General features: G+C 43.2%; 18 protein-coding genes. 1 reads left to right on the top strand and 17 read right to left on the bottom strand.

Features of this window, described 5'->3' with window-relative positions; all coding sequences use genetic code 11:
- Window positions 1–252: 252 nt before the first annotated feature.
- The 3 genes from FTU54_RS14285 to FTU54_RS14295 all read right to left on the bottom strand — a co-directional run bounded on the left by FTU54_RS14285 (window position 253) and on the right by FTU54_RS14295 (window position 1,057).
- On the bottom strand, window positions 253–450 hold the full coding sequence (locus FTU54_RS14285) for a hypothetical protein (RefSeq protein WP_000476222.1): 198 nt from the start codon (window positions 448–450) through the stop codon (window positions 253–255).
- A 66-nt stretch (window positions 451–516) separates the two neighbouring features.
- Window positions 517–744: a hypothetical protein gene (locus tag FTU54_RS14290; protein ID WP_168407436.1), complete on the bottom strand. Its 228-nt coding sequence runs from the start codon at window positions 742–744 to the stop codon at window positions 517–519.
- Window positions 745–841: 97 nt separating this feature from the next.
- The gene (locus FTU54_RS14295) at window positions 842–1,057 is read right to left on the bottom strand and encodes a cold-shock protein (RefSeq protein ID WP_000071892.1); all 216 of its coding nucleotides are present in this window, start codon (window positions 1,055–1,057) and stop codon (window positions 842–844) included.
- 430 nt (window positions 1,058–1,487) lie between these two features.
- On the opposite strand from FTU54_RS14295, the gene FTU54_RS14300 reads away from it, so the two are divergent.
- Window positions 1,488–2,432: a tRNA-dihydrouridine synthase gene (locus tag FTU54_RS14300; protein WP_180046438.1), complete on the top strand. Its 945-nt coding sequence runs from the start codon at window positions 1,488–1,490 to the stop codon at window positions 2,430–2,432.
- Between the two features lie 82 nt (window positions 2,433–2,514).
- On the opposite strand, the gene FTU54_RS14305 is transcribed toward FTU54_RS14300, so the two are convergent.
- The 14 genes from FTU54_RS14305 to FTU54_RS14370 all read right to left on the bottom strand — a co-directional run bounded on the left by FTU54_RS14305 (window position 2,515) and on the right by FTU54_RS14370 (window position 13,110).
- Window positions 2,515–2,919 (bottom strand): NUDIX hydrolase, encoded by a 405-nt coding sequence (locus FTU54_RS14305; RefSeq protein WP_005175886.1) that lies wholly within the window; start codon window positions 2,917–2,919, stop codon window positions 2,515–2,517.
- Window positions 2,920–2,997: 78 nt separating this feature from the next.
- Window positions 2,998–5,463, bottom strand: coding sequence for an AI-2E family transporter (locus tag FTU54_RS14310; RefSeq protein WP_180046440.1), 2,466 nt, complete (start codon window positions 5,461–5,463; stop codon window positions 2,998–3,000).
- A gap of 180 nt (window positions 5,464–5,643) precedes the next feature.
- Window positions 5,644–6,009, bottom strand: coding sequence for a 5-carboxymethyl-2-hydroxymuconate Delta-isomerase (locus FTU54_RS14315; RefSeq protein ID WP_005175881.1), 366 nt, complete (start codon window positions 6,007–6,009; stop codon window positions 5,644–5,646).
- A 93-nt stretch (window positions 6,010–6,102) separates the two neighbouring features.
- Window positions 6,103–6,447 (bottom strand): zinc ribbon domain-containing protein YjdM, encoded by a 345-nt coding sequence (locus FTU54_RS14320; protein ID WP_016659847.1) that lies wholly within the window; start codon window positions 6,445–6,447, stop codon window positions 6,103–6,105.
- Window positions 6,448–6,557: 110 nt separating this feature from the next.
- Entirely contained in the window at window positions 6,558–6,914 is a 357-nt protein-coding gene (locus tag FTU54_RS14325; RefSeq protein ID WP_005175875.1) for a DUF488 domain-containing protein, read from the bottom strand.
- 4 nt (window positions 6,915–6,918) lie between these two features.
- Window positions 6,919–7,365 carry an SRPBCC family protein gene (locus FTU54_RS14330; protein ID WP_180046443.1) on the bottom strand — a complete coding sequence of 149 codons (447 nt, stop codon included), beginning with the start codon at window positions 7,363–7,365 and terminating at the stop codon, window positions 6,919–6,921.
- A gap of 133 nt (window positions 7,366–7,498) precedes the next feature.
- Window positions 7,499–7,879: a ribonuclease E inhibitor RraB gene (locus FTU54_RS14335; RefSeq protein WP_016659844.1), complete on the bottom strand. Its 381-nt coding sequence runs from the start codon at window positions 7,877–7,879 to the stop codon at window positions 7,499–7,501.
- Between the two features lie 164 nt (window positions 7,880–8,043).
- On the bottom strand, window positions 8,044–8,709 hold the full coding sequence (locus tag FTU54_RS14340) for a pseudouridine synthase (RefSeq protein ID WP_180046445.1): 666 nt from the start codon (window positions 8,707–8,709) through the stop codon (window positions 8,044–8,046).
- Window positions 8,710–9,253: 544 nt separating this feature from the next.
- On the bottom strand, window positions 9,254–9,643 hold the full coding sequence (locus FTU54_RS14345; RefSeq protein WP_180046447.1) for a VOC family protein: 390 nt from the start codon (window positions 9,641–9,643) through the stop codon (window positions 9,254–9,256).
- Between the two features lie 261 nt (window positions 9,644–9,904).
- Complete coding sequence (locus FTU54_RS14350; RefSeq protein WP_004642076.1) at window positions 9,905–10,945, bottom strand: IS481 family transposase; 1,041 nt, start codon at window positions 10,943–10,945, stop codon at window positions 9,905–9,907.
- A 478-nt stretch (window positions 10,946–11,423) separates the two neighbouring features.
- Window positions 11,424–11,684, bottom strand: coding sequence for a hypothetical protein (locus tag FTU54_RS14355; RefSeq protein WP_016659841.1), 261 nt, complete (start codon window positions 11,682–11,684; stop codon window positions 11,424–11,426).
- A 99-nt stretch (window positions 11,685–11,783) separates the two neighbouring features.
- Window positions 11,784–12,005, bottom strand: coding sequence for a hypothetical protein (locus tag FTU54_RS14360; RefSeq protein WP_005175863.1), 222 nt, complete (start codon window positions 12,003–12,005; stop codon window positions 11,784–11,786).
- Between the two features lie 286 nt (window positions 12,006–12,291).
- On the bottom strand, window positions 12,292–12,435 hold the full coding sequence (locus FTU54_RS14365) for a zinc ribbon-containing protein (RefSeq protein ID WP_075167893.1): 144 nt from the start codon (window positions 12,433–12,435) through the stop codon (window positions 12,292–12,294).
- 192 nt (window positions 12,436–12,627) lie between these two features.
- Complete coding sequence (locus tag FTU54_RS14370) at window positions 12,628–13,110, bottom strand: hypothetical protein (protein WP_257222853.1); 483 nt, start codon at window positions 13,108–13,110, stop codon at window positions 12,628–12,630.
- Window positions 13,111–13,207: the final 97 nt, after the last annotated feature.

Here is a 13,207-nt window from a genome sequence, read left to right on the forward strand (position 1 = left end):
TCATGAAATACGGTATTCTGATGTGACAAAACCTGAATCCTGGTCGTTAAAGTGTTTGTTTACACTCATATTTTAACTGTTAGGACTCAGGTTTTTTTATTTAAAGCAAACTATGGGACAGCAGTGGCTGTGAACTCTCGTTTCGCATAAGCAAAGGCTTACAAATATAAATATTAGGTATAAAAAACCCGCATGATAGCGAGTAGGTCCTGATATTTCATTCAGACTATAGATTTTATAAAAACTATATTTCTAGATGATTTTAAATATTTTTCCACTTAAGGTACTTTGAAAAAGCATTTCAAAACTAGGTCGAATATCTTCACCATCAACGGTGATATGTTTTATATTCAAATGAGATTGTGTGTTGGCAAACTCATGATCCACTGTGGCTTGAATAGCGTGTTTAACGCCAAACTGGTCTTTTACGCTGAGAGTCTGTTTAAACATATATATTTCCTTAAAAAAATTGCAGTGGAAATCCCACATAAATTATTGATGTTTAAAAATTTATCGCTAAGAAACTTTATGATTTAATTTAAATAGCTGATTTAGAGAAGTGTAAAATGTACGGCCATCCAAATTTAAATCAACTTCTATTCCAGATTCCAGTAGAACTCTTTTACCTACTTCGACTTGTTTTAAACCTTGACGTGTATTTTGCATTTTATGTAGAGGAATTAATGAAACAATAATTTCAGTACCATTTTTAGATTTTGCAATTAAATCATTTACTTTTAACAACTTATATCCTATTTTTTAGAGATTTTTTCAATTTTGAAAACATTTTAAAGCATAAAAAAAGCACTTATGAGTGCTTTTTATTACTGCTTATTATTACTTAGATAGCAACAATATTTACAGCATTCGGTCCTTTTTGACCTTGAGCTACACTGAATTCAACTTGCTGGCCTTCAAATAAGGTCTTGAAACCTGAACTCGCGATTTCGCTGAAATGAGCAAAAACGTCTGGACCTGATTCTTGTTGAATGAAACCAAAACCTTTAGTTTCGTTAAACCACTTAACAGTACCTTTAACAACATTTGAGTTTGACATAATATATCCTACTAATTTTTAATAATTTTTTAGTCATTTTATTGACTGATTAATAACTTTGAAAATAATAAAGAATGAGACTTAAAATCTAAAAAACGAAGGATTATGACTAAAACTGCGATACTTAAGGAAGATTTACCGAAACAAGACTTTTTTCTAGTTAAGTTAAATATACAGTAAAAATAAAAATAATCAAGTTTTTTTGATATAAATATTAATTTTTCTTATAAAATCTATATTTTTTTTAAAAATTAATTAAATTCAATAACTTATTTATTATATTATTTAATATTTTCTTTAACATAAAATTTCTTATTCGAAATATAAAGGCTAAGCCTTATCTCGCTCTACAATACTTCAAAGACCTTTTCCTAGACATCTTGGTAAAAAAAACGTATAACACCGTTTTTCAAATTAACAGGTGAACGCGTTGAAACTTGTGCTTGCACCCATGGAAGGCTTAACCGATCCGATCATGCGTGATGTCCTCACGTCTGTCGGCAGCTTCGACTGGTGTGTGACTGAGTTTATTCGGGTCACCGACTCAATCCTGCCCGATCATATCTATCACAGCTATTGCCCGGAATTATTGAACGGCGGTAAAACTGCGGCTGGCACCCCAGTGCATGTGCAGTTTCTGGGCAACAACCCGGACATGCTAGCCGCTAATGCAGTCAAAGTTGCAGCCATGGGCGCACCAGCGATTGACCTGAACTTTGGTTGTCCGGCCAAAACCGTAAACCGTCATCGTGGCGGTTCGGTCCTGCTAGATGAACCGGAAGTGGTACATGAGCTGGTCAAAGCTGTGCGCGATGCCGTGCCGGCACATATTCCGGTTTCTGCCAAAATGCGCTTAGGCTATATGGATCGCAACTTCATGCTGGACAATGCCCATGCCATTGAAGATGCAGGCGCCTCCTGGGTCACGGTCCATGCGCGCACCAAAGCCGATGGTTATACCCCGCCGGCCTTTTGGGATCAGCTGGCCCCGATTCGTGAAGCCTTGAAGATTAATGTGATTGCCAATGGGGAAATCTGGACCAATGCCGATGCCAAACAATGCCAGTTAGAATCGGGCTGTGAAGATTTAATGATTGGTCGTGGTGCCGTCACCACCCCTGACCTCACCCAATGTATCCGCCAGAACTCTGATGCACCCTTACTGAGCTGGCAAGATCTGCTTGATTTGCAAATCCGCTTTATTCACGGTCCGGCCAAAACCGAAATTGGTATGCTGGGGCGTTATAAACAATGGCTGGGCATGATGTCAAAGCATTATCCGGAAGCCAAAGCGCTGTGGGATGAGGTTAAACGCATCAAAAAGCTGGATGAGATTATTGCCACCCTGCAAGCCTCGCAACACGCAGTACCCTGAGCCAAACATTGTCGCGGCTGTTTACAGGGCTTGTCTAACAGCCGTTTGATCACTTTTGTGTAATCATTTTGCAAGCCGCAGGTTAAAAACTCCGGCTGATGACATTGCCCTGAAAATTCAGACAATCTTCTACCCGAGTCCGCTGAACCGGCGCCAGTTGCGCCAGATCAAACCAGCGATATTCGGCATGTTCATCGCTTAGCTGAATCTGTGCATCTTCCGGTACATGACAGCGAAAAATAAAAGCATGGGATTGCACCGCTGCATGAAAATACACACCCGACAAATACCCCACCTGCACCTGACAGCCAATTTCTTCCTGACATTCCCGAATTAAGGCCTCGTGGATGGTTTCCCCCATATCCAGCGCGCCACCCGGTAAGCCCCAGGCCTGATCGGCATAGGTAGCTTTAAGTAACAGCACCTGCTGCTGGGCATTACAAATTACCGCATGCGAACTTAAGCGATAAAAATCATGAAAGGCCAACGAACTGCTCTCCCCTAGTTTTAAACGATAACCTAACGGCCAGATGCAAACAGCCGTATGTGGACAAGGATGCAATCATTAGGAATCTGTCACCACGGCCTGACTTAAATCGGCCTGGCCCAAACGCTGGATTTCCTCCAGCTTCTGTTTGCGTAATCGCTCACTGCTTAAGGTCTCCTGTAAATCCAGCGCCAGTGCTTTCAGCAAATCCAGATCTTCTTCAGACATCTGCCGCACCTGCTTGTCCAGAATACATAAGCTGCCTATGGCCAAGCCCTGTTTGCTTTGAATTGGCACCCCGGCATAAAAACGGATTTTCTGTCTGGCCAGATGAGGATACTGCCGGAAGCGTGGATCACGCTGAATATCTTCAATGACCAGCGCTTCATTCTGATAAACCAGATGGGTACAAATCGATTCTTCACGGCGCTGCGCTGCGTGGATCGGCGACTCCACCGCTTCTGCCAGCGGACTAGCCGGAGTATGCACCTGCCCGGCATCGACCAGCGAAATCTGGGCATATTTCACATCAAAGGCCTGCCGCGCTTCTTCAATATACTGGCTGTAAATTGGCAGCAATTCCGACTGCAATAAATCCAGTTCATGCAAAGCTTGTAAACGTTCAGCCTCATTGTCATGCATCAGTGCCGCCGCCGGGTTTTCCCCTTGTGCCATCAGCAGCATATCCATATTCAGCATCAGTTCATTCACACTATTCACCACAGCTTCAGGCTGAAACAGACGCTCAATCTCATCACGCAAATGCGTCGACTGATTGCCCAGCAAAGCAAACACCAGTTTGATCTGCGGTTTTAGTGTGCGTATCCGGTGGTTCAACAGGCGGATTTGCGCCATCGGTTGCTGATGAAAAATAGTGATACAGATGATGTCGGTCGATTCCGGCACGGCACTCAACACATCCGAGCGCGATTGAATCAAGGCATCGGCATGGCTACAGGCGGCAATCTTTTTCAGGTTCAGACCATGGGCCAGCATGGCAGAGGCCAGCACATCCACCTCCCAACGTGCCCCCAGACACATGACTTTGGGGTTGTTCAGTTCGGTCTGTAGCGGATATTGCTGCTGAAATTCATGATTAAACCGTTTTAAACCCTGATGCATGCGCAAACGGTGTTCGGCGCTGGCCTCGGTATTATGGACCTGCGAAAACAGGCAAATCGCAGGAATCGCCACTTCATCATAGAAATTATTGATTTTCCGGACCAGCGCTTCTTTATTCGTTTTTTTCGGCAGCTCCTGCTGGATATATGCATTAGCCACATCCAGCGCATCATGTACTTCATCGGCCACCAAACGCTGATAAAAACGTTCGGGCGGTGACAGCACCGGGGCACTGCCAATTAACACTTTGACAAAGCCCAACGCCGGAATATAGTGCGACAGCACCAGCAAACAGGCCGTTAACGGTGTTGATAAAATCAGACCAATTGGTCCCCAGATTAAGGTCCAGAAGGTGGCAGCCAGAATAATCGACAAGGTAGTCAGGCCGGTACTTTCGCCATATAACCACGGCTCAATGATGTTATTACTGATCAGCTCCAGCAGCAGAATCAGGCCCAGCGTCCAGAGGAACATATTCCAGCCTGGATCCACCGCAAAAGCCAGCGTTAACGGGAACACCGCAGAAATGATCGGGCCGACATAAGGCACAAAGCGCAGCACCACCGCCAGCATGCCCCACATGATGGCCGCAGGCACGCCAATAAACCACAGTCCGGCTGCCATCGGAATGCCATAGGTGACATTGACCAGCAATTGCATGCGCAAATAGGTACCAATGCGCTGGCCGGCTTCATCCAGCACATCGGTACCAATATTCAAATTACCGCCAAGCAGACGCAACAAGCGGTCATGCAGATCTTTACGGCTAATTAAAATCAGCACCACAAATAAAAATACGATACCAATGGTGGCAATCGGGCTTAAAATCTTGCTGCCCCACGCCATGGCGGCATCGGAAGGACTTTGCTCCAGTCCGACCACCTTGACATTCTGCACACCCTTTTCCTGCTCGACCTGATTGATGCCTTCAAACGAGCTTTCCACCGTATCGAAAGTGGTTTTGGCCCCATCCCAGGCACTAGGGCCAGAGGTTAGCGATTTCACCGTATTCAGTTTTTGCTGAATGGTGTCCTGATATTGCGGTAATTCCTGACTTAAATCCTTGAGCTGAAAACCCAGATAACTGCCCAGTCCAGCCAGCACACTAATGGTGAAAATCATGACAATGGCAATCGACGGCAGCTGTGGCAGCCCCCATTTTTTTAGCCGTGACACCAGCGGTTCCAGCAAAAATGCCAGCAAAATAGCCAGTGCCAGCGGAATCAGCACATCCTGACCAAAATACAGCGCCGCAATAATCACCGCGCTAATCACAAAACCGGCCATCACCCGGACAATATTCTGGGTTTCAATATCCCGCTTGACCCAACTGGCGGCAGATTTTTCCGGCTTCCAGTGATGGGGACGCGGCGGCTTCGCTTCGGGCTGGAGCAGACCCGGTTTATTGTTCTGTTTTCGCATGGCTGGGCACATCCTGTTGCTCTTTATTTATTATTTACGAGCTTCGGCTCTTTATTTCAAATAGATTCCTGTAAAAAAACGCCTAATTTCAGCAAGAAACAGCACAGAAGATGAAGATGGGAAAGTATTGAAAGCAGCAAAATGCCACATACACAACTGTGCCATTGCAAGGGAAAAATATTAAGGATGAATGATGGCTTTGCTGTAAATATCCGGGTCCATTTCCAGAATTTCGACACACAGTTGCAACGTCAATTCATTCTGTGGCGGCAGATAATCCTGCAACACCTCCAGCACGGTCCGGGAAATTTCCTGCTTTAGGGCGGTACTACGGCCTTTTAAAATCGAGATTTTGGCATGCACATAGGCCTGTGCGCTTTCATCCAGTCCAATCACATAGTCCTGCTGGCAGATGGCGCGACTTTTAATATCAGAGGCATTAGCAAACAGGCCATTCTCGACCAGCGTCCGGTTGATACGACTGAGCAAAGGCTTCATTTCAAGCGCCTGCAGCTGATCTGAATATTCAAGATGGATATGTGGCATCAGCCTTCTCCCGATATGGTGCAGATGTGATCTTAAAAATTCAGGGTTTTACCCTGCTTCAAAGCAAGATAAAACCCAAGAGAAACAGTGCGATTATGCTTTTTTCACATATTCCGATTTCAGTTTAATTGCGCCAATACCATCTACTTTACAGTCAATATCATGACCATCTGATGCTTCTGGCAATAGGCGGATATTTTTCACTTTGGTACCCACTTTCACCACAGAAGATGAACCTTTAATTTTCAGGTCTTTAATCACCGTCACGGTATCGCCATCGGCCAGTACATTACCATTGGCATCTTTAATGATGGCGCCGGCCTCGGCTTCTGCCTGCTCCCCTTCTTTCCATTCATGTGCGCATTCAGGACAAATCAGCAAGTCACCATCTTGATAGGTATATTCGGACTGGCATTTTGGGCAATTCGGTAAAGACATAAAAACCTCGAAACGAGCAAAATAAAAAATATAAAGGTCTACTATAACATTTATATTTTTCATCACGTTAAAATCCCTAACCGGTTTAGGGATTAATAACAATATTTGTGTTATTTTCCCGGGTGTTCCAGCAGCTGTTTAAACACCTGCAGATGATTATGCTGTTCGTTTTCTGCTGCGGTTAACAGGGTAATTGGTCCCTTCTGCGCCAGTTGCCGGATTTCCTCCACCGCGTCCAAATGCTGCTGCAACTCTTGCCGATAACGCTGCTGAAACTCGGGCCAGTGCCGCTCAGTATCTTCATGGAACCATTTACGCAGTTCGGTCGAGGGGGTTAAATCCTTCGGCCACAGGTCAATCTGGGCATCGGCTTTTTTGATCCCGCGCGGCCAGATCCGGTCCAGCAGAATCCGGGTACCGTCCTGCTTGCTTACAGCCTGATAAATACGTTTGGTAGCAATGGGCATGGTTTTACTCATCCGGAATGTCAGGGGTCACCAGCAGGCTGAGTAAATCCAGACATTCCTGCCAGCCCAAATAACAGCCATCGACGGGAATGGCATCGGGCAGATTGTCCTGCTGAATCCAGACTTCGGTTCCGACCGATACCGCCTTAAACTCAATTGTGACCTGAATCAGTCCGGGTAAATCCGGGCTATCAAACTCATCCTGATAACGCAGTCGCTGCTCGGGAATCACTTCCAGATACTGCCCGTGAAAACCGTGGCTTTTGCCCGTGCTCAAATTACAAAAGGCAATTTTATATTGACCGTTGACCACGGGTTCAAACTGTTCAATCTGCACGATAAAACCATGTGGCGCCATCCATTTGACTAAAGCATGCGGATCGACAAAGGCCCGATACACCCGTGATAACGGCGCCTGAAATATACGGTGTAACTGTACGCTGTGTTGCATGACATCACCTGTTGACAGCGAATAATTTTCAGTCTACGCCTTCTGCCTTGGGCCTGTGTATGACTTTGGTTGAAGCGAGCGTAAAGCAAAAAAGCATGCGCTCCGGCATGCTTTTTTGTACTAGAAAATGGGGTTAAACTGGATAGTTTTCTTCTTCGTCTTCATCATCATAGACATAGGCCATGCAGCCCCAGCCATCATATTCACCCTGGAACTGGTTGGCGATTTTGGTGAACCATTCTTCTAAATCAACAATATCGGCATAGGCCGGTTCCATATAAACATAAATGGTAATAATCCATTCGGTCACACCAGAATCATCATCCTGAAATAAAGAAATTTTTTGTTCTTCATTTAACAGAAATAAGGCACAACGTTCAGCCTGTTCCTGGTCGGTAAAGGCAATCGAATATTCAATTTCATGTGCCTCGTCCAGATCATCACCATCTTCATGCATTTGCCAAAGTACGTTGCCGTTGTCGTCATCTGGAAATTGTTCATAATCGCGTGACATCATTTTGTCCTTGTTCTGTGTTGTTGTTCTAATGGTCAGCTTACCCTAATTTTGTTGCAGTTCCGAGATAGAGCGCTTAATTTTTTTCTGTTCTATCATCCTGATCTCTATCCGGATCGGCAATCCCCTGTTTTGGGGAGAGCACTCCAAATCGGATCAACTGCTTAAAACGGCACCTGTCCATGAATTTCAACCGCGGCACCGCTTAAAGGCTGAGTAAAAGCCAGATAACTGGCATGCAAGGCCATGCGTTTTAGGGGACTGCGTGCAGGTTCTGGATGATACAGCTTATCGCCGGTAATTGGATGGCCGATATACTGCATATGCACGCGTAGCTGGTGTGAACGTCCGGTAATTGGGGTCAGCAATACCCGGCTGATGTCCATCTCGACATTATAGTCCAGTCCCTGATATAAAGTTTGTGCCGGCTTGCCCAGTTCAAAATGCACCATCTGACGCGGCCGGTTTTCCCAGTCGGTAATTAATGGCACCTCAACTTTGCCATCTCCGTCGAGTTTGCCCTGTACCAGGGCAATATAGTGCTTGGTCACGGTGCGCGCCTGAAACATTTTACTCACCGCTACTTCTGCATCACGATGTTTGGCAAACATCAGAATACCCGAGGTGGCCATATCTAAACGATGGGTAATTTTGGCCTGTGGATAGCGCGCCAACACGCGTAAATAGGCACTGTCCTGATGCTCCGGCAACCGCCCCGGCACCGACAGCAAACCTGCTGGCTTTTCAATCACCACCAGATCATCATCTTCATAGACCAGGACCAGTGGCTCTTGCGGCGGGCAATATACAAAGTTGTCGTTTAAAGGCATGGCGGTACAGCTTGGGAGTCGAAAGCGGGCAAAATATCAAGCGGCCAATCTGCTGTCAATCTATTGAGAAGATAGATATTTAATCTGGAAGCTACTGGAGAGAAATAGTTTTTATTCTCTGGTTTTTCGAGTTTGATTTTTATAGTTCATTGTTCTGGTCATGCACGGAATTTTTTAGGGTGTCAGGGAAAACTTGCTGTTTACTTCAACTATCATCACGTTGTACGTCATGATCTTATAGCCTATAAACTTCTGATCTATAGCGTCCTAAGCCGAATCGAGACCTTTTGGGTGAGTACTGCACTCGCGTTTTGCGCCGCTGACAGCATGCTACTCTTTTCGATCCCGTCACACCCTTGAGAGATATAGTAGTCAAAGCCTGCCGAAATTGTTTTCCGAAGATCAGTCAATTTAAAATATTTTCAGGAAATTTTCCCTAATAAAGCTTAATCACAAGAAATTTTTATACACTAGGTTAAATTCTTCATTTTATTTTGCAGAAAATGGCGATTTTAAGAGAATTTATCTAAGTGATTATGATGGCTCAAGACAGCGGCTGCATCAGTTGAATTAAATTACCACAGCCATCTTCCAGCACGGCAATTTTCACATTGCCAGCCAGCATCGGTGCTTGAGTAAAAACCACACCTAGCGCGAGTAAACGCTGATATTCTGCCTCAAGATCGTTGACCTGAAATGAGGTATAAGCAATACCATCTGCCTTGATGACGGCTTTAAAGGCTTTCGCTGCGGGATGCACATCCGGTTCTAGTAGCAGCTCAACACCATCTGGCTGCTCGGGAGAAACCAGCGTCAACCAGCGATATTCACCCACCGGGACATCCTGTTTTAGCCGAAAACCAAGTATCTGAGTATAAAACTGCAAGGCTTTTTCCTGATCATCGACTATAAGACTGGTGACATAAATTTTCATTGTTCTGCTCGGTAGTTTTTATTTTTTATAGCATAGCTGCTTTCAGTACCCTGTAGGATTCTGGCAAATAAGGTTGCGATAACTGAAAGGAAAATGAAGGTGATTTAAACGAATATAGTGAAATAGGAATAACAAAAAGATAAAGAAGAATAGAGATGTTGAAATTTTTATTTTTAAGGGAGCGGGAAATACTTCAACTATTAAAATGTACTAGCTCAAACCTGATCTGACAGTTACCCATTTTTTATTGTGCCTGTCAGGTTAAATTTGAGCTAAATTTTTCTCAGCCCAAATCCGTTTTCCATCAAGTAAAGTTTCAAGTGGTGTACGACCACAGCACATTTTTCCTTGATGAGTTCGTTCAGTATTATAGAATTTCAGCCAATCGTCTAGATCAACTTGTAATTCTTCCAATGAGCTATAAAGCTTCTTCCTAAATGTAATTTGATAGAACTCCTGCAAAATCGTCTTATGGAAACGCTCACATATACCATTTGTTTGCGGGGAAGCTGCTTTTGTCTTCGTGTGATCAATATCATTAACTGCCAGATACAACTCATAGTCATGTTGTTCTACCTTACCGCAATACTCAGTACCTCTGTCTGTGAGGATGCGAAGCATTGGTAAGTCCTGAGATTGATAAAATGGCAACACACGATCATTGAGTAAATCAGCCGCTGTAATCGGTGTTTTTGTTGTATAGAGCTTGCAATGAACGACCTTGCTATAAGTGTCGATGAATGTTTGTTGGTAGATTCGTCCAACACCTTTGAGATTCCCGACATAAAAGGTGTCTTGCGCGCCTAAATAGCCTGGATGAGCTGTTTCGATTTCACCACAAGCAACGTCATCCTCATGCTTACGTTCAAGTGCCGCAATCTGCTGATCATTTAATTCAATACCATCCTGTGCCACTTTAGCCTCAAGTGCTTTTAAACGCTTCTTAAAGTTTTCTAAATCATGACGAAGCCATATAGAGCGAACCCCACTCCCTGAAACGAATACACCCTTCTTGCGTAATTCATTACTCGTACGGTGCTGACCATATGCGGGATATTGAATTGCGAAATCAATAACAGCCTGTTCAGTAGCATCATCTACACGGTTTTTTAAATTTGGTACTCGACGGGATTTATTGATCAGTGCGTCAATATCACCAGACTTCACTAACTCTTGATAGCGATAAAATGTATCTCTTGAAACACCCATCACTTTGCATGCTCTGGATACATTCTGAAGCTCTTCAGCTAAATTGAGCAGACCTACTTTGTGTTTAATGATTTGATTGTTAGTATGCAACATAAGAAAGTTACCTTTGTTTGATTAAGATTTCGACACCTTTATCAAAACGGGTAACTTTCTCTTTTTCAAGAAGAATGTACGATCAAGTCTGAACTAATACAATTAAAACTTGGTAAGTTCTAACTTTTTGCCTATAAACTTCTGATCTATAGCGTCCTAAGCCGAATCGAGACCTTGTGGGTAAGTACTACACGCACGTGATACGTTACTGGTAGCAATCTACTCTTTTCGATCCCCTTTCACCCTTGAGCAATAGAATAGTCAAAAGCCGGCGGGATTGTTTTCCTAAGCTACGGCGTTTTTTCATCTTTTTGATAATTTTTCTCACATCAAACGGTTTAGATAGAATTTTTTATTTTCAAGCTGCCATAATCATGATTCTTTTTCATGATTCCGTATTTTTCTGGAATATTCAGGCATAGATTATTCTGCCCGGTTCAGGACATTGCAGATCTTTAATCGTGAGGTATCGAGCTGTTTAAAATAACTGTCCTTGAATGAGCTGGGCGCTAAACCACCAGCCACTTAAGGCTGACATGCCACAGAGCAAATTGGCCAAGACTTTATTCAGTTTAGATAAGGTCGATTGATAAATTTTGATATTCAGCATGTAAGCCAGCACGGCATAAACCACCCCAATGGCACCACCAAACAGCACCAGCAGTAACGGCCAACCCGCCAGCAGATGCGCCTTGACCGGCAATTGAGTATAAGAATCGGCAGCTTGAGAGTTTGACATGGCTTTGCTCCTGATGATTTTTCTTTAAAACCAGCATCCACCCGAAAGTGGATGTGGCGCTCCTAGGAAGCATCATGAAGCAAAAAACAGGCCAGTTATTTATTTTAAATACAGCCAGCGAGTATAACGGTTGATATAGGCATTCAGCCCATCGCCATATTGGGCCAGCTGTTTCATATTCTCGACATGCTGCACACCGGCGCTGGCATAGCTATAAGTATAGACCCTGCTATTTTTACGGAACTGAACCCGAATAAACTCTTGACCAATTTCATAATTGGCCACACCAGAGTCATGGTTAAGATCAAGATAATGTTGCAAAGACTGCACCTGAAATATGCTATATGTCTTATTCAATATGAGGATTAATGGCTATTTTTCAAACAAAACCAAACAATAAACACCTTAATTTTTATTATTCCTTTTCAATAAGATAGAACCTCAAACCCACTCAATTTGTATCTTGATTTTGTGCTTTCTTTTTGTAGGGCTTCAACTGTTCTAACACCCTGAAAATTCAGCATATTTTTATTGATCCCATTAAAAAGCCCTATCGTGTGATAGGGCTTTCATTCAAAACAGAGGGTAACTGTTTGAGTGCTGTTGCTTAGGCATTCTTATTGTTAAATTGATTGCCTTGGCATTTGGTACACGGGGGTAAACGGTCTGTACCAATTTCTAAGTAAACGCGATGTCCGCATTGGACACAAAAATAGAAGCCTGTTCCTGGCTTGTCGCCTGCAGTTACCATCTTTGTTCTCCGTATGATTTAGAAATGGTCTATTCAGTATAACCAATCTGTGATGATTGTCTATTGTCCATTTCGACGAGTGATGATGGCGTTTGGGCGAAGGATAATTTTGATAGAAAATTAAGCTGGCTTTACAGAGATTTGGTTATTACTGACTATTTGCTAAACCCATATTTAAAAAACATGTACTGTTTACGCTGCACAATAAATCATTGGAAAGACTCCAGCATCTTTAGCTGCATGGGAGAATGATGAGAGAATCCATAACCACTGTGTTATATTTCCTCTTACTTTCTGCCCCTGTTTAATTTTATTAAATTCGGCTTCGATATAAGATTTTGAAATAAAATTACATGCCAAAATACATTTTCTATGCAATTTTGGATTTTTTAAAATTAAATTAATATCATTTTCAATATTACCAGAACTCTTTCGGATTCTAGAAATATTTGTTTGAACTCCTGTGCCTTCCCCATTAGCTCCTTTTCCACTCTTATAAAAGCCTGCTAAACTATTAGAATTTTTAAAAACTATTTGCTTACTAGTAAAGTGCATATTTCCAAGGTTTTTAATTCCTTGACCTACTACATCTTGCAATTGACTCGCAGAATTTGTTACATCTTTTGAATATTTTGAATGTATAAAGGCTTTGTTGCACAAAGATTTGAAATGCAAAGCGCCCCTAATTGAGCCAAATTTAAGGCGTAACTTGGGTAAGTGGGCGACCTAATTCCGTAAATCTGTTAAGGACTGCTACACGTGCATGGATCTC

The sequence above is a fragment of the Acinetobacter sp. YH12116 genome, from assembly GCF_013418895.1.
Taxonomy (GTDB): domain Bacteria; phylum Pseudomonadota; class Gammaproteobacteria; order Pseudomonadales; family Moraxellaceae; genus Acinetobacter; species Acinetobacter indicus.